Genomic DNA, 16,815 nt, shown 5'->3' with positions numbered 1-16,815 from the left:
TTAATGTGCTCCTGCGCTGCCTTCGCTCTTGATGGGCGAAAGCAGTAAACAAAATGGAATCAGTAAAAACGCCACCACCGCGAGCAACGTAAACACGTCGATATAGGCGAGAAAACGCGACTGCGCAATCATGATTTTGTACATCTGGCCGGTTGCGGCACTCATCGCATCGCCGGTGATGGCGGTGAAATTGCGTATCGCTTCAGCCGACTCGCGAAGCGCAAGCTGGAACTGCTCATTCAGGGGCGACGCATGGGTTGACAGATGCGCGCTGTGTGCCTGCGAGCGCTCGGTAATGGCGGCCGTAGAGAGCGAAATACCTATCGACCCCGCCACGTTACGGAACATGGTAAACAGCGCCGCCGCATCGGCGTTGAGCTGCCGTGGAATGGTAATAAAGGCAATAGTCGTGAGCGGCACAAACAGGAACCCGAGCCCTATCGACTGCGCGCTACGAAACAGCACCAGAGTTTCAAAGTCGATGTCAGGCGTGAGCGTGCGCGACCACCAGAAGGAGGCCCCGAGGCAGAAAAAGCCAAAGGCGATTATCCAGCGTGTCTGCACGACGGGCATCAGTTTAAGCACCAGCGGGATCGTCAGCACAATAAGCACCGCCCCCGGCGAGAGCACCAGCCCGGACCAGGTGGCGGTATAGCCCAGGTCCTGCTGCGCGAGTTGGGGAATAACCACCGAACTGCCGTACAGGATCATGGCCATCCCCGCCATCAGCAGACTGGACACGGCAAAGTTTTTATCTGCCATACAGCGCAGATCCACCACCGGCTTTTTGGCATACAGTAGCCAGTAAATGGCACCAATGATGCCAATCATCGTCAGAACCGCAAAGGTACGGGTGAAGTCGGAGGCAAACCAGTCCTCATCTTCCCCGCGATCGAGCATCACCTGCAGGCAGCCCAGCCCCAGTGCAATCAGGCTGATCCCCGCCCAGTCAATGGAGAGCTTCTCTTCTGATTTTCGCTCCCAGGGCGGATCTTCCAGCAACTGGTAGATAGCTAACACCGTGACGATCCCAACCGGGATGTTTATAAAGAAGACCCAGCGCCACGAATAATTATCGGTTATCCAGCCGCCAAGGGTGGGCCCCAGCACCGGCGCGACAATGATAGCAATTGATGAGAGACCAAAGGCTTTGCCCCTGTCCTCTGGCTTAAAGTAGTCCAGCAGCACTGACTGTTGCGTGGGCTGTAACCCACCGCCAAAAAAGCCCTGCAAAATGCGGAACAGAATGATTTGCCAGAGTTCGGTGGCAATACCGCATAAGAATGAGCAGACGGTAAACATGACAATACAGATCAGAAAGAACTGCTTGCGGCCAAATACCCGGCTCAGAAACGCAGAGATGGGCAGCACAATCCCGTTGGCGACCAGGTAGCTGGTCAGTACCCATGTCGATTCGTCATAGCTTGCTGACAGCGAACCGGCGACATGCGGCAGGGCAACGTTGACGATGGTGGTGTCGAGAATTTCCATAAACACCGCCAGCGTCACGACCCATGCCACCGTCCAGGGATTACTGGCCGGGCGCCAGTTTTCATGATGGGTATCGGTCATTCCAGCGTGACCTTAGGTTCAACTGATAAGCCAAGCGGCAGGGGGCGGCTGGTGTCCAGACCTTTATCGATAACGATTTTCACCGGCACACGCTGCACAATCTTCACGAAATTGCCGGTGGCGTTTTCCGACGGGAAGGCGGAAAACTTCGAACCACTGCCCTGCTGAATACTGTCAATATGTCCTTCGAGCTCCATGTCTGGCCATGCATCAACCTTCACGGTGACTTTATTGCCAGGGCGCATACGTTCAAGCTGCGACTCTTTAAAGTTCGCTGTCACCCAGATGTGTGGCGAGACCAGGGAAAAGAGCGCGGTGCCTGCCTGCACCAGGGTGCCGGTCTGCACGTTGCGTTTAGTGACATAACCATCAAAAGGTGCGCGAACTTCGGTCCAGGAAAGATTGAGCTTTGCGGTTTCAAGCTGGGCTTTGGCCTGATCGACCTGCCGCTGCCGGGCCTCAACGTTGGTCTCCTGCTGGCGGATCTGAAGCTGTACCTGATCGGCCACCTCAAGTTGGGCCTGCGCGCTGGCGAGCTGGGCCTGGGCGCTACGCAACTGCGCATTGGCGCTGTCGATGTTCTGTTGTGTGGTAGCACGGGGATCAACGCCCCGCTGGCGTTTATAAGCCGCCTGAGCATTGGCTAAATCAGCCTGCGCTTTCAGCACCTGCGCGCGTGCTTCATCGCGTTGGGCGGGATATTGCACTTTGGAAAGCGCAAGCTGTGCCTCGGCCTGATGAAGCTGCGCCTCGGCAAGGCCCAGTTGAGCCTGCGCCTGATCGCGCTGGGCCGCCGCATCACGCGGGTCAATCACCAGCAGCAGGTCACCCTTCTTCACCTGCTGGTTATCTTTCACCCGCAGCTCGGTAACATAGCCTGCGACTTTTGGCGCAATGGTTACGGCATCGCCATCGGTAAAGGCGTCATCGGTGGTCTTCTGATTGCGGGTCATCATCCACCAGACCAGTGCAACAATAACCATCACGACCACCACTACCCCCAATATAATCAGTGGCTTTTTACCGGGGCGTTTGCGCGGGGTTTTCTCTTCTTTTTCCTGCCCGTTGTCAGGCGAAGTTGTAGTGTCTGCCATAGCTCGCAACAATCCTGTCAGTGAACGGCGTCATAGTTACGCCGTTTACTAAAGTTAGAAGCTCGCTATACATTTGCCAGGATAAACTGACAAATCAGCACTATCTGAGAAGAAATAACCCGTAGCCGATGAGCGCTGCCCAGAGCAGCATTGGCAGGGAGTAAAGGTGAAAACGCCACCAGATACGGCGGTCGTTAGCCATGCGCAGGGCGATCAGGTTAGCCAGAGAGCCAGGCAATAGGCCAAAGCCCCCCACGTTTACCGCCCAGGCAAGCAGCGTATCCGGCTGGACATAATTAAGGAGCAGGATAGTCGCCGGCACGTTGCTGATAAATTGCGATAGTCCGATGGCCGTAAACCACAAACCGGGCGCAGAAAGCTCACGTGTCGCACTGAGCAGGTCATGCAAAACCGGCAGTTGAGTGAGCAAATGCACATCAATAAACATCGCCATGAAGACCAGTAATAGCGTCCAGTCCACGCTCACCACTACCCGGCGCGCAAAGAGAAGAAACCCGATCGCCACCGCTGCCAGCCCCCATAGCTCAAGCTTCAGCTCCAGCGCGGTAATGAAGACGATATAAAAGCCCAGGCAAGCCCAGACCAGTCGTGGTTGCCAGTCGGGCGTGGTGGTCCCGCTATGATAGCGAAGCGCGTTTTTGGGAAAACAGAACCAGCAAAAGATAAGAAGCGATATCATCATGGCCAGCGCCAGAGGGGCCATTTGCCCGATAAACGCCAGAAACGAACTGCCGGAGCGCCCCCATAACAGGATATTTTGCGGGTTTCCTACAGGAGTCAGCAGTGAACCGGCATTAACGGCCAGTGCTTCGAAAATGATCAGTCGGTTGACCGGGATCTCGCAGAGCCTTTTAAGGGTAATGGTCAGGGGCACCACAATAAACAGTGCCACGTCGTTGGTAAGGAAGGTAGATAACAACGCGGCCGCCAGCACCATAAACATAGCCAGCTGCCGTTCGGTACGAAAGCGGCGCACCATTCTGCGCCCCAGGAGATCAAAATAGCCGCTTAGCTCCACGCCTTTGGTAAGAAGCATCAGCCCGCTCAGCGTAATAATGGTGTGCCAGTCAATGGCGGCAGGCCAGGTACCAGGCGCAAAGGGAACCACAACGCACAGACCTGTTCCCAAAAGGAGTAAAAGTTGTAAGAAGCGATCCCGCTTTAGCGCGTGGAAAAGCGGCAGGTTCATTCGGTGGGTAGCCCGCGTTGTTGGGTAAAGAGGCGAAAGCGCTCCAGCGTCTCTTCACTGACATGGTGCTCCATACCTTCCGCATCGCGGCGTGCGATCTCCGGGCTAACGCCCAGCACCAGCAAGAAACTTTCCACTATCTGATGACGCTCGCGGCTGGCCTGCGCCAGTTTTTCGCCTTCGGGGGTCAGAAAAACGCCGCGCCAGGGGATCTGTTCAATCAGCCCTACCGTTGCCAGACGCTTTAACATTTTTGCGACAGTGGGCTGTGAAACCCCAAGACGTGCCGCCATATCCACCTGACGGGCTTCCCCTACTTCATGAATTAAATCAGAAATTAGTTCGACATAATCATCAATCAGTTCACGCCGGTGCGCTTCACGTACCTGACGAAACCCTTCGACATGCTCTTCAACATTCACCAGCGTCACTTTTTTTATAGTTTGCTTACCTGCGCGACGGTTCATTGTGCTTCCTCTGGGGTGTAACGCGACATTCGCGCCATAAAAGAGAGGGCTCATTGTAAACCAATCGTGAAGCAGCACAAAAAATTAACGTATTAGCCGTAGCTATACAATATAGCCTGTGCTATATCTGTATGTATAACGTTCACTGCGACAAGGTCAAACCGCGCTGAACGTGAACGTCAGGAGGTCATCATGAATGAATTCAAGAGGTGCATGAACGTGTTCAGTCACTCCCCCTTTAAAGTACGTTTGCTGCTGCTTAACATGTTGTGTGACATCATCAGCGGCAAACCAAAATCAGACGAAAAATCTTCTCATTAAGGCGGCGTCGCGGTACGCCGCTTCATTTTTTTGTCATAATCCCTCGTTATATTTGGCCTGACCGACCCTCAGTCTCCCTTATTTTTGCAATTTGCAGCGTTCCTCCCAAAACAATCCCTTAGCGGGTGTTGACCTTCTCCGCCGCTCAATTTATCTTTGCGCAGCCCTGCACAACTTGCGGCTCGCAGAAGTGGACCACTCCCCTCTCCACGCACTGTCCGGCAGGTATTGACCCTTACGCCAGGGTGTTCACATGGCGTTTTCGTGATAGTGACTATGAGCCTGATAATTAAAGAACCTCTTGTCTCCCGTGGACAGGCGTTAAGCCCGTGGACGGGCTTCTACTTTTTACAATCCATTCTGATAAATCACGCGCTCGGTTATGAATTCAGCGTGCTTTATGCTGTGGTGCTTACCGCCTTTATGTGGGTTATGTGGCGCCATGCGCCGCGTACGCAAAAAGTGCTCATCGGGATTTTTTCACTGGTTGCGGCCTCATATTATCCGTTTGGTCAGGCCTATGGCGCGCCGAACTTTAATACCCTGCTGGCATTGCACTCCACCAATATGGAAGAGTCGACGGAAATCCTGAAGATTTTTCCCTGGTATCACTACGCTATCGGCTTACTCATTTTCGCGCTTGGCGTGGTGTCATTTCGCCGCAAAGCGGAACCTAAGCCCGCCTGGACCAAATGGGATACCCTTGCAGCCCTCTTCTGCGTTGGCTGCTATTTTGTGGGGCCGGTGCAAAATTATTTCCGCGGGTATGACGTGCATCTTCGCGATACCGGGATTCCGGTGCTGCGCTTCGTCCGCGACGTGGTGGTCAACAATCAGGGCGTGATTGATGAGCAGGCCAGCATGGCCCAGCTTGCCAACATGAAAGACTCCTGGAACGTGACGGCGGTAAAAACCCGATACCATACCTATGTGGTTGTCATTGGTGAAAGCGTACGCCGCGATGCCGTCGGGGCGTTTGGTGGGCACTGGAATAACTCCCCTTTTGCCAGTCAGGCTAACGGCACCTTCTTTATGGATTACATTTCCGCAAGTGGGTCAACGCAAAAATCGTTGGGATTGACCCTGAACCGCGTTGTAAACGGCAAGCCGGAATACCAGAACAATTTCGTCACCCTGGCGAACCGTGCCGGTTTTCAGACCTGGTGGTTTTCAAACCAGGGGCAGATCGGCGAGTATGATACCGCCATTGCCAGTATCGCGAAGCGCGCCGACGAAGTGCAGTTCCTGAAAAAGGGCGATTTTGAAGCTGATAAAAATACCCGCGACGAAGATTTACTTAAAATGACATCGCAGGTGCTCTCAACTCACCGTACCCAGCCGCAGCTGATTGTTCTGCACCTGATGGGGTCGCACCCCTCAACCTGTGAACGTTCAGGGGATAAATATAACGAGTTCGTGCAGTCGAAGGAGACCTCGTGCTATCTCTATTCCATCACCGCAACGGATGAGCTGCTTGGCAAACTTTATTCGCAGTTAAATAGCAGCGGAGAGAGCTTCTCCATCACCTATTTTTCCGATCATGGATTGACCTTCAGAGAGCGGGGAAAAGAGGTGCAATATCTGGCACATGACGACAAGTTCCAGCAGAACTTCCAGGTGCCTTTCATGGTGATTTCGAGCGATGATAAAACGCATCGGGTGATTAACGCGCGGCGTTCGGCTAACGATTTCCTGAGCTTCTTCTCGCAGTGGACAGGTATTAGCGCGAAAGAGATAAAAAATTCGTACCCGTTTATGTCTGAGAAAAAAGCCGGGCCAGTCTACGTTACCAATTTTAAGTTACAGAAAATTGACTACAGCCAGCTTGCGACGGATATTTTCGAACCGCGTAATCGCTAAGATGTGCGTTTATTGCAGATAAAAAAAATCCGCCCGTAGGCGGATTTTTTATCGTTACCGTCTTAGAAACGGTAGCCGACGCCTGCGATCCAGGTGCCAACATCAACGTTACGAATACGAGACTGCTCGTAGGAGAAGTCCAGGGCAACGTTTTCCATTGGGTTGAACTGCATACCTGCGCCGTAGGAGAAACCGTAGTCGCTGTTGCTTGCAGTTTTGAGCTGGTCTTCAGACTGCTGGAATTTACCGTAGCCAACACCTACAACACCGTAGATGCTTGCCCAGTCGTTCAGACGGAATGCCGGGCCTGCGGTAACACCGTAGTACTGACCTTTATTGTAAGTGCCGTCTTCGAAACGATCTTTCTCAGTGTAAGTGAAAGAACCAATCACACCCAGCGGGCTGCTATCATCTTCATAACGGTATTTCAGGTTGAAACCGTTCATTTTGTTTTGTACGCCCTGCGCGTCGCTCTGAGCATAACCACCGGTAACGGTAGAAGTTGCAGCGGAAGCAGTACCTACGGAAACGGCCAGAACAGCGGCCAGTGCTGAAAGACATGCAATTTTTTTCATAACCACCTCAAATGTGCTTCAAGTAAATCCTAAGTTTTAAATATATCAAAAAATGTTAAGAAACTCTTTGGCATTAACGATGTCTAATGACGCTTTTCCTGTAACAGAACATTTCCTCTGTTGACTAACTCTTTCATTAAACAGCCGTTTTGCCATACTACCTGCCATTATGAAGGTTCCACCATGGCATATTCATCCAGATTAATCCTAATCGAATAGCTTAATTAACCAGCAGATGCGCCCTATTCTACCTGGTTTGCGCGACGGATTTTCAACAAACCCTCAACCAGCCGGGTCTATTTAAAGTAGACTCGTTCTTTTACTTCTTTTGACAAAAATTGACGGGAGAAAGGATGCCTGGTACGTCTCGTAAAATGCCGGTATGGCTGCCTGTAATCGTGCTGCTGGTGGCGATGTGTTCCATTCAGGGGGGCGCGTCACTGGCAAAATCACTGTTTCCGCTGGTTGGCGCACCCGGTGTAACGGCGCTGCGCATTGCACTGGGTACTCTGATTTTGATCGTAATATTCAAGCCCTGGCGCTTACGATTCACCCGTGAACAGCGGCTGCCCCTGCTTTTTTACGGTCTGTCGCTGGGGGCGATGAATTATCTCTTCTATCTTTCCATTCAAACCGTTCCGTTAGGCATAGCGGTAGCACTGGAGTTCGTCGGCCCGCTATCAGTGGCCCTTTTTGGCTCCCGCCGGGCCATTGATTTTTTATGGGTTATCCTGGCCGTTGTGGGGCTATGGTATTTATTACCATTAGGTGACGATGTCGCCCATGTGGATCTCACCGGGGCCGCATTTGCATTAAGCGCGGGGGCCTGCTGGGCGGTATATATTATTAGCGGACAGAAAGCAGGAGAAGATCACGGGCCTGCGACTGTCGCCCTTGGTTCATTAATAGCGGCCATTGTTTTTGTTCCTTTAGGAATTATCCAGGCTGGAGAGTTATTATGGCACTGGTCAGTGCTCCCGCTGGGTATTGCCGTTGCCATATTATCAACCGCCCTGCCCTATTCACTGGAAATGATCGCTCTGACCCGGATTCCAACCCGCACCTTCGGGACACTAATGAGTATGGAACCTGCGCTGGCGGCAATGTCCGGCATGGTTTTCTTAGGCGAAACGCTTAATTTTCAGCAAATTATGGCACTTATGTGTATTGTTATCGCCTCCATCGGTTCGACGCTTACCATCCGCAAAGAGAGCGAAATAAAGAAAGTAGAGATCGGATAATTATTATTCTTGCGCATGGTTGTTGAGCTCAGACTGAATAACCATGCACTTTACCACTCTCATTTCCCCTCTATTATTTGTGCCTTTAGCCGTAAGATTTATATATCGTTACAGGCGCTTTCGTTTTGTCGATAATTATTAAACGGCCTCAGCCGTGATAATAATTATTATTCAGCCACAAATGCGTTAAATTTTAACCGATGCTATCAAACCGATAGGCATATCCAAATTATCACTCTGAAATCTGGTGCTATACTTAGTTCCAGTCATTACCTGGGACACAAACATCAAGAGGATATGAGATTATGAGTACCGCTAAACTGGTTAAAACGAAAGCGTCTAATCTGCTTTATACCCGCAACGATGTACCGGACAGCGAGAAGAAGGCAACCATTGAGGTGCTGAATCGCCAGGTGGTCCAGTTCATTGATCTCTCCCTGATCACTAAACAGGCGCACTGGAACATGCGCGGGGCGAATTTTATCGCCGTTCACGAAATGCTTGATGGTTTCCGCACCGCCCTGGTGAATCATCTGGATACCATGGCAGAGCGTGCCGTACAGTTAGGTGGTGTTGCGCTCGGGACCACTCAGGTCATCAACAGCAAAACCGCGCTGAAGAGCTACCCGCTGGATATTCACAGCGTACAGGATCACCTGAAAGAGCTGGCTGACCGTTACGCAGTCGTCGCTAATGATGTGCGTAAAGCTATCGGCGAAGCGAAAGATGAAGATACTGCCGATATCTTCACCGCTGCCTCACGCGACCTCGATCAGTTCCTGTGGTTTATCGAATCTAACATCGAGTAATCCATAAGCTGTGATTCTGACCCCTTTGCGCCCGCGCAAAGGGGTTTTTTATTCCCCTGCACCATAAAAGTGCAAAAAAAATTATCTGTCCCGCTAATCACGCCCATCTTGTTATCATCACTTCACAAAATTGTTATGAAAAGATTGTTTACTGGCGAATTTCCGCGCTAAATTGCTAGTAATCTGTGCATGCATTGCGCACGCACCATAATAAAGCCCCAATTTGGTGCAAAACGCCGGTAATGCGCGCGCCATCGTGCACGTTGAGAATCCCGCCTCTTTACAAAACAACGGGTTGTAAACCTGGCACGATTTTTTCATACTGCGTACGTTCTCGCAGGGGATTGCCCCGTGGATATAAAAGGAAAAACTATGAAGTCTGTATTCAAACTTTCCCTGGCTACACTCGCTCTTGCTTTCGCTGTATCTTCCCAGGCCGCAGAAAAATTAGTTGTTGCGACTGACACCGCATTCGTTCCTTTCGAATTCAAACAAGGTGACAAGTACGTCGGTTTTGACGTCGATTTGTGGGCCGCCGTTGCAAAAGAACTGAAGCTTGATTATGAGCTGAAACCAATGGACTTCAGCGGCATCATCCCGGCACTGCAGACCAAGAACGTTGACCTGGCGCTGGCCGGTATCACCATTACTGACGAACGCAAAAAAGCGATCGATTTCTCTGACGGCTACTACAAAAGCGGCCTGCTGGTGATGGTGAAAAGCAGTAACAACGACGTAAAAAGCGTAAAAGATCTTGATGGTAAAGTGGTTGCGGTCAAAAGCGGTACTGGCTCCGTAGATTATGCGAAGGCCAACATTAAAACCAAAGACCTGCGTCAGTTCCCGAATATCGATAATGCGTATATGGAGCTTGGCACCAACCGTGCTGATGCGGTTCTGCATGATACGCCAAACATCCTCTATTTCATTAAGACCGCCGGTAAGGGTCAGTTCAAAGCTGTGGGTGACTCTCTTGAAGCTCAGCAGTACGGGATTGCTTTCCCGAAAGGCAGCGATGACCTGCGTACTAAAGTGAATGGCGCACTGAAAACCTTACGCGACAACGGTACTTATAACGAAATCTATAAAAAATGGTTCGGTACCGAACCTAAATAAAACTATTTTTTCGCTGTTTTTTTGCCCGGTAATCTGATGTTTACCGGGCATACAAAAGCAGATTTATAACCCGTAGGCCGACGTTCCGGTACTATGGGTATTTGTATATCTCCACCACGGTTTACAGGAATTCATCATGCAGTTTGACTGGAGTGCCATCTGGCCCGCCATTCCGCTTCTGATTGAAGGTGCAAAAATGACGCTTTGGATCTCGGTCCTTGGCTTAATTGGCGGCCTGATTATTGGTTTAGCGGCAGGTTTCGCACGCACCTTTGGCGGTTGGATTGCCAACCATATTGCGCTTGTTTTTATTGAAGTTATTCGCGGTACCCCTATCGTTGTGCAGGTGATGTTTATTTACTTCGCCCTGCCGATGGCATTCAACGATCTGCGTATCGACCCTTTCAGCGCTGCGGTGGTCACGATCATGATCAACTCAGGCGCCTACATCGCGGAAATCACCCGCGGTGCTGTACTCTCCATCCACAAAGGTTTTCGTGAGGCCGGTCTGGCGCTGGGGTTGTCCCGCGGTGAGACCATTCGTCACGTTATTCTGCCGCTGGCGCTGCGTCGTATGCTGCCGCCGCTGGGGAATCAGTGGATCATCAGTATTAAAGACACCTCGCTATTTATCGTTATTGGCGTGGCCGAGCTGACCCGCCAGGGCCAGGAGATCATCGCCGGTAACTTCCGCGCCCTGGAAATCTGGAGCGCCGTTGCCGTTGTTTATTTGATTATTACGCTGGTTCTGAGCTTTGTTCTGCGCCGCCTTGAAAGAAGGATGAAAATCCTGTGATTGAATTTAAGAACGTATCCAAGCACTTTGGGCAAACTCAGGTGCTGCACAATATCGACCTGAACATCACTCAGGGCGAAGTCGTCGTGATTATCGGTCCCTCCGGCTCCGGTAAATCCACCCTGCTGCGCTGTATCAACAAACTTGAAGAGATAACCAGCGGCGAACTGATTGTCGATGGTTTGAAGGTCAATGATCCGAAGGTTGACGACCGCCTGATCCGCCAGGAAGCGGGCATGGTGTTCCAGCAGTTCTATCTCTTTCCGCATCTGACCGCGCTGGAAAACGTGATGTTTGGTCCGCTGCGCGTGCGCGGCACGAAAAAAGCGGATGCCGAAACGCTGGCGAAATCGCTGCTGGCAAAAGTTGGCCTGGCAGAGCGCGCGCATCACTACCCGTCTGAACTTTCCGGCGGTCAACAGCAGCGTGTGGCCATTGCCCGTGCACTGGCAGTAAAACCGAAAATGATGCTGTTCGATGAGCCGACCTCTGCGCTTGACCCGGAACTGCGCCATGAAGTCCTGAAAGTCATGCAGGATCTGGCCGAAGAGGGAATGACGATGGTTATCGTGACCCATGAAATCGGTTTTGCTGAGAAAGTAGCTTCCCGCCTGATCTTTATCGATAAAGGTCGCATTGCTGAAGATGGTAATCCGCAGACCCTGATTGAAAATCCGCCGAGTCCACGTCTGCAGGAGTTCCTGCAACACGTCTCCTGATTCTGGCGCATGACATGACCAGCCGGGTTCGCCCGGCTTTTTTACGCCAGAATGTTCCCAAAATCTCCTTTCCTCCGCTTGCCATCTATACTTATCATTTTGCTACTTTTTTTCATCGGAGAATGCCGTGCCGTGGATCCTGTTGTTGCTCGCCAGCTTGTTCTGCTCATCAGTTCAGGCGGTTGCTATACCGGGGGTGACCACGGGCGCAGCCCCTTCAACCCCCACGACCAGCACACAAGAACCGGACGTCGAACAGAAAAAAGCGGCCTATGCTGCCCTTGCCGACGTACTTGATAATGAGCAATCCCGAAAGGAACTGATCGATCAACTGCGTAAGGTCGCCACCACGCCCCCGCAGGACCCCGTTCCGCTTATTACGCCACCGGCGATAACCGAAGAAAAAACTGTGCTGGAGAAGATTACCGAAGTCAGCGGATACTATGGCGACGCCTTTTCTGAGCGCTTTGCCCAGCTCTATCGCAATATCACCGGTTCTCCCCATAAAGCCTTTAATCCACACACCTTTTACAATGCGGCGACTTACTTTTTACTGCTGGCAGCCCTGGTCTTCGCCTTCTGGTTTCTGGTGCGCTTTAGCGTGATGCCGTTGTACCGAAAAATGGGTCAGTGGGGCCGACATAAAAACCGCGAACGAAGCAACTGGCTCCAGCTGCCGTCGATGATTATCGGGGCGTTTATCATTGATATGATGCTGCTGGCCCTGACGCTGTTTGTCGGACAGCTCCTCAGTACGAATCTCAATAACGGTAATCGTACTATCGCGTTTCAGCAAAGCCTGTTTCTCAACGCTTTCGCGCTGATTGAATTTTTTAAAGCGATTCTCAGACTGGTCTTTTGCCCCCGCATCCCCGATCTGCGCCCTTTTCGCATTGCCGATGAAACCGCGCGCTACTGGCATTTACGCCTGAGCGCATTAAGCAGCCTGATTGGCTATGGCCTGCTGGTGGCTGTACCCATCATCTCAAATCAGGTCAACGTGCAGGTGGGTGCACTGGCTAACGTCATTATCATGCTGTGCATAACCATCTGGGCGCTCTATCTTATCTTCCACAATAAAAAGGTGATTCAAAAAAACCTGCACACACTTGCCGATCGGTCGTTAGCTTTTTTCAGCCTGTTTATCCGCGCCTTCGCGCTGGTGTGGCACTGGCTGGCCAGCGCCTATTTCATTGTGTTGTTCTTCTTCTCCCTGTTCGATCCGGGTAACAGCCTGAAATTTATGATGGGCGCCTCAGTGAGCAGCCTCGCGATTCTGAGTATTGCCGCCTTTCTTTCCGGCATGCTTTCCCGCTGGATAAATAAAACCATCACCCTCTCACCGGAAACCCAGCGCAACTATCCGGAGCTCCAGAAGCGCCTCAACGGCTGGCTCTCATCCTCGCTGAAAGTTGCGCGTATCCTGGTAGTGTGCGCCACGGTGCTGTTGTTGCTCAACGCCTGGGGGCTGTTTGATTTCTGGTACTGGCTGACTTATGGCGCCGGGGAAAAAGCGGTGGATATCCTTATCCGCATTGCCCTCATTCTGTTCTTCTCGGCAGTAGGCTGGACGCTGCTGGCAAGCATCATTGAGAACCGTCTGGCGCTGGACATTCATGGTCGCTCGCTTCCCAGCGCACGAACCCGCACGCTCCTGACGCTGTTTCGTAATGCGCTGGCGGTGGTTATCAGTACCATTACCATCATGATTGTTCTGTCGGAAATTGGCGTTAACATTGCCCCATTGCTGGCTGGTGCTGGCGCTCTGGGCCTGGCCATCTCCTTTGGTTCCCAGACGCTGGTAAAGGACATCATTACAGGGATATTTATTCAGTTCGAAAACGGCATGAATACGGGGGATCTGGTCACTATTGGCCCGCTAACCGGGACTGTTGAACGTATGTCGATTCGGTCAGTGGGGGTGCGTCAGGATACCGGGGCCTATCACATCATTCCCTGGTCATCGATAACCACCTTCGCCAACTTTGTGCGGGGAATCGGGTCGGTGGTGGCCAACTACGATGTGGATCGTCATGAGGATGCGGACAAAGCGAAGAAAGCGCTGGCGGATGCCGTCGCGGAGCTGATGGAGATGCAGGATATTCGGGGGCTCATCATCGGCGAGCCGTCTTTTGTGGGCATCGTGGGGCTGACTAACACCGCCTTTACCATCCGTGTCACCTTCACCACATTGCCACTCAAGCAGTGGACGGTGCGTTTTGCGCTCGACAGTATGGTGAAAAAGCACTTTGACCTGGCGGACGTGCGCCCGCCAGTGCAGACCTATCAGGTGCTGCCGTCGCCGGGCAGCCAGCCGCAGGCCCTTATGCCACAGCCCCCCGCCCCACCTACCCTTTAAAACGGGTCTGCGCCCAGCGTTTACGCTGGGCGTCGTCCATAAAGGTCCAGGCGATAAACCGGCTTTGCTTCTGGCCTTGCGCCATCTCTTTTTTCACAACCTTAACCGCCCCCGCCTGCGTCAACGCGCGATAGAGCAGCGGAAGGTTATCGCCACGGGAAACCAGCGAGCTGAACCACATCACCTGCCGCGCAAACTGTTTACTTTCATCAATCATTTTACTGATGAAGGCCACTTCCCCACCTTCACACCACAATTCCTGCTGCTGACCGCCAAAGTTGGCTTCGCTGTCTTTTGCCAGCCCCAGATTACGGCGCTTACGCTCCCCCCCTTCAGCAGCGGCTTCGGCGCTGTTATGAAATGGAGGGTTACAGAGAGTGGCGTCGAAGCACTCATTTTTATGGATAATGCCCGGCAAAATCAGCGCGGGATCTTTCTGACGACGCAGACGAATGGCACGGGTCAGCCCTGAGTTAGCGTTAACGATGGCAAGCGCACTGGTCAACGCTTCCTGGCTCACTTCACTGCCGGTAAAACGCCAGCCATATTCATGAACGCCTATCAGGGGATAGATGCAGTTCGCGCCGGTGCCGACGTCCAGAATAGTGGCCTGAGCAGGCACCTTGCCTTCATTGTTCTCTGCCAGCAGATCTGCCAGATGGTGTATATAATCCGCACGACCTGGTACAGGTGGGCACAAAAAGCCCGCCGGGATGTCCCACTCGTTAACGCCATAAAAATGTGCCAGTAGCGCCTTATTTAGCGTTTTGACCGCCTGCGGGTCGGCAAAGTTTACTGTGGCCTCCCCCGCCGGACTGGTGGTAATAAATTCACGCAATGAGGGTGTTTTCTCGCAAAGCGTGTCGAGGTCATAGCGGCTGTGGTGGCGGTTACGTGGGTGTAACCCCGGCTTCTGGGCATTCATGGCATTCTCCTGTTGGCAGCGGCGTAAGATACCCGTTGACGGCGGCAGGGTAAATAAGTGAGGTTAAAGAAACTCTCAGCTGTCAGGAACGCACCATGTATTTTTACGAACCTACAAAGGGACACGGTCTGCCCCATGACCCGCTTAATGCGATTATTGGCCCTCGCCCCATCGGTTGGATCTCATCGTTAAACAGTAGTGGTCAGCAGAATCTTGCGCCCTACAGCTTCTTTAACTGCTTCAATTATCGCCCGCCGATTATTGGTTTCGCCAGTAGCGGCTGGAAAGACAGCGTGCGAAACATAGTTGAGACGAAAGTCTTTGTCTGGAATCTGGCAACCCGTGCGTTAGCAGAGCGAATGAATGAAACCTCCGCCTCACTCGCCCCCGGCGAGGATGAGTTCGCTTTTGGCGGGTTAACACCCCTTGCCAGTCATCTCGTTAAAGCCCCGCGCGTGGCAGAAAGCCCCGTCCATTTCGAGTGCCGGCTCTCCCAGTGTATTCAACTGACAAAGGCCAATGGTGACGAGCTGGACAGTTGGCTGGTTTTGGGTGAAGCGGTTGCCATCCATATTGATGAATCATTGTTAGAAGAGGGTATATACCAGACGGCAAAAGCGCAGCCCATTTTGCGGGCCGGTGGCCCGACAGCCTATTACACCATTACGGATGCGCAGCGTTTCGATATGCGTCGCCCCGACGACCGCTAATTCTTTCGCGTTGCGCTTACCCGCACTCGCTGCGGGTTTTTTATCTCCGGGGCTTGAAATGGCGAAATAATACGCAATATTGATCTTATGAATGATCAACACCGAGGTGAAGACGATGGCTTCCGGTTGGGCAAATGACGGTGCAGTACAGGATCAGATCGACAGCACTATTGAAGATGCAGTAGCGCGGGCGCGTAACGACCTGCCTAAAGGTGAAAGCCTTAAAGAGTGCGCCGAGTGCGGAGAACCTATTCCTGATGCACGGCGTAAAGCGATTCCGGGGGTACGATTCTGTCTTCAGTGTCAGCAGCAGAAAGATTTACAAAACTCGACACATGCAGGATATAATCGCAGAGGTTCCAAAGACAGCCAGCTTCGTTGACTCTGTTTTACCGATTTATGCAGCGCAAGCGGTTTCGCTTGCGCGCACATTTATGCCGATAAAAAGTAGCATTCTGTGCCTAACCCTTTAACCCCGTCAGACGAAGCGGCAAAAAAAGCGCTGCTTTTTAATTATTAACAGATAAATCAACACGTTAAAAGTTATTCAATTTTTTTAAACAAGGCCGTCAATTCTCTTAGATTTTCTCTCTCGTAAAAAACCGTGATACTTATCACATCGACGGAAGAACGTCCCCTGAACAGAATAACCTGCGAGAGATTAACTATGAAAACCATCAAATATGCTGTTGCTGCCATCGCCCTTTCTACTCTGTCCTTCGGTGCTTTCGCCGCAGAGGCGATTAACCCGGCGCAGGCCCAGAACATGAATAAAATCGGTGTCGTTTCCGCCGAAGGCGCTACCACTCTGGATGGTCTGGAAGCACAACTGGCTGAAAAAGCTGCTGCTGCTGGCGCAACGGGTTATAGCATCACCTCTGCCAACACCAGCAACAAACTGAGCGGCACTGCAGTTATCTACAAGTAACCTAAATTGATGTACCCCGTAGACTAACCCTCTGACGGATGCTCCACCCCTCATTGACCCTGTTGTTATTACCCTTTTTAGCCCGTCCAGTGATGAGACGGGCTTTTTTTTGC

General features: G+C 52.0%; 17 protein-coding genes. 11 read left to right on the top strand and 6 right to left on the bottom strand.

The annotated features are described in order from the left end of the window. The 4 genes from M1D91_RS07765 to mntR all read right to left on the bottom strand — a co-directional run bounded on the left by M1D91_RS07765 (position 1) and on the right by mntR (position 4,343). Positions 1-1,572, bottom strand: a complete 1,572-nt coding sequence (locus M1D91_RS07765; RefSeq protein ID WP_437431012.1) for a DHA2 family efflux MFS transporter permease subunit — start codon at positions 1,570-1,572, stop codon at positions 1-3. After that, positions 1,569-2,666, bottom strand: a complete 1,098-nt coding sequence (locus M1D91_RS07760) for an HlyD family secretion protein (RefSeq protein ID WP_437431011.1) — start codon at positions 2,664-2,666, stop codon at positions 1,569-1,571. Before M1D91_RS07760 ends, M1D91_RS07765 begins: the two co-directional genes overlap by 4 nt. Positions 2,667-2,766: 100 nt before the next feature. Next, positions 2,767-3,876, bottom strand: a complete 1,110-nt coding sequence (locus M1D91_RS07755) for an anion transporter (RefSeq protein WP_437431010.1) — start codon at positions 3,874-3,876, stop codon at positions 2,767-2,769. Continuing rightward, positions 3,873-4,343: a manganese-binding transcriptional regulator MntR gene (gene mntR / locus M1D91_RS07750; protein WP_437431009.1), complete on the bottom strand. Its 471-nt coding sequence runs from the start codon at positions 4,341-4,343 to the stop codon at positions 3,873-3,875. The genes M1D91_RS07755 and mntR overlap by 4 nt, the downstream gene beginning before the upstream one ends. 192 nt (positions 4,344-4,535) lie before the next feature. Here mntR and mntS point away from each other — a divergent pair, with 192 nt between their 5' ends. Both mntS and M1D91_RS07740 read left to right on the top strand, forming a co-directional pair. Next, a complete protein-coding gene (gene mntS, locus M1D91_RS07745) occupies positions 4,536-4,664 on the top strand; it encodes a manganase accumulation protein MntS (RefSeq protein WP_437431008.1) in 129 nt (42 codons plus the stop codon). Positions 4,665-4,940: 276 nt separating this feature from the next. After that, positions 4,941-6,524, top strand: coding sequence for a phosphoethanolamine transferase (locus M1D91_RS07740; protein ID WP_437431007.1), 1,584 nt, complete (start codon positions 4,941-4,943; stop codon positions 6,522-6,524). Positions 6,525-6,586: 62 nt separating this feature from the next. Here the strand turns inward: M1D91_RS07740 and ompX are convergent, their stop codons facing one another. After that, a complete protein-coding gene (ompX, locus tag M1D91_RS07735; protein WP_437431006.1) occupies positions 6,587-7,099 on the bottom strand; it encodes an outer membrane protein OmpX in 513 nt (170 codons plus the stop codon). Between the two features lie 353 nt (positions 7,100-7,452). On the opposite strand from ompX, the gene rhtA reads away from it, so the two are divergent. The 6 genes from rhtA to ybiO all read left to right on the top strand — a co-directional run bounded on the left by rhtA (position 7,453) and on the right by ybiO (position 14,139). After that, on the top strand, positions 7,453-8,340 hold the full coding sequence (gene rhtA / locus M1D91_RS07730) for a threonine/homoserine exporter RhtA (protein WP_437431005.1): 888 nt from the start codon (positions 7,453-7,455) through the stop codon (positions 8,338-8,340). 305 nt (positions 8,341-8,645) lie between these two features. Continuing rightward, positions 8,646-9,149, top strand: coding sequence for a DNA starvation/stationary phase protection protein Dps (gene dps / locus M1D91_RS07725; protein ID WP_437431004.1), 504 nt, complete (start codon positions 8,646-8,648; stop codon positions 9,147-9,149). A 372-nt stretch (positions 9,150-9,521) separates the two neighbouring features. Continuing rightward, a complete protein-coding gene (gene glnH, locus M1D91_RS07720; protein ID WP_437431003.1) occupies positions 9,522-10,265 on the top strand; it encodes a glutamine ABC transporter substrate-binding protein GlnH in 744 nt (247 codons plus the stop codon). 136 nt (positions 10,266-10,401) lie between these two features. Then, positions 10,402-11,061 (top strand): glutamine ABC transporter permease GlnP, encoded by a 660-nt coding sequence (gene glnP / locus M1D91_RS07715; protein ID WP_437431002.1) that lies wholly within the window; start codon positions 10,402-10,404, stop codon positions 11,059-11,061. Then, entirely contained in the window at positions 11,058-11,780 is a 723-nt protein-coding gene (gene glnQ / locus M1D91_RS07710; protein WP_437431001.1) for a glutamine ABC transporter ATP-binding protein GlnQ, read from the top strand. Before glnP ends, glnQ begins: the two co-directional genes overlap by 4 nt. A gap of 127 nt (positions 11,781-11,907) precedes the next feature. Next, positions 11,908-14,139 (top strand): mechanosensitive channel protein, encoded by a 2,232-nt coding sequence (ybiO, locus tag M1D91_RS07705; RefSeq protein WP_437431000.1) that lies wholly within the window; start codon positions 11,908-11,910, stop codon positions 14,137-14,139. Here the strand turns inward: ybiO and rlmF are convergent. Next, positions 14,129-15,064 carry a 23S rRNA (adenine(1618)-N(6))-methyltransferase RlmF gene (gene rlmF / locus M1D91_RS07700; RefSeq protein WP_437430999.1) on the bottom strand — a complete coding sequence of 312 codons (936 nt, stop codon included), beginning with the start codon at positions 15,062-15,064 and terminating at the stop codon, positions 14,129-14,131. The genes ybiO and rlmF overlap by 11 nt on opposite strands. Positions 15,065-15,159: 95 nt before the next feature. On the opposite strand from rlmF, the gene M1D91_RS07695 reads away from it, so the two are divergent. The 3 genes from M1D91_RS07695 to ybiJ all read left to right on the top strand — a co-directional run bounded on the left by M1D91_RS07695 (position 15,160) and on the right by ybiJ (position 16,702). Beyond that, complete coding sequence (locus M1D91_RS07695; protein WP_437430998.1) at positions 15,160-15,774, top strand: flavin reductase family protein; 615 nt, start codon at positions 15,160-15,162, stop codon at positions 15,772-15,774. Positions 15,775-15,889: 115 nt separating this feature from the next. Continuing rightward, positions 15,890-16,156 (top strand): DksA/TraR family C4-type zinc finger protein, encoded by a 267-nt coding sequence (locus M1D91_RS07690; protein ID WP_437431033.1) that lies wholly within the window; start codon positions 15,890-15,892, stop codon positions 16,154-16,156. 285 nt (positions 16,157-16,441) lie between these two features. After that, entirely contained in the window at positions 16,442-16,702 is a 261-nt protein-coding gene (gene ybiJ / locus M1D91_RS07685) for a DUF1471 family protein YbiJ (RefSeq protein WP_437430997.1), read from the top strand. Positions 16,703-16,815: the final 113 nt, after the last annotated feature.

The organism is Enterobacter sp. SA197, from assembly GCF_054131575.1.
Note: the sequence above shows the minus strand (reverse complement) of the source record. Positions and strands in the feature narration are given on the sequence as shown.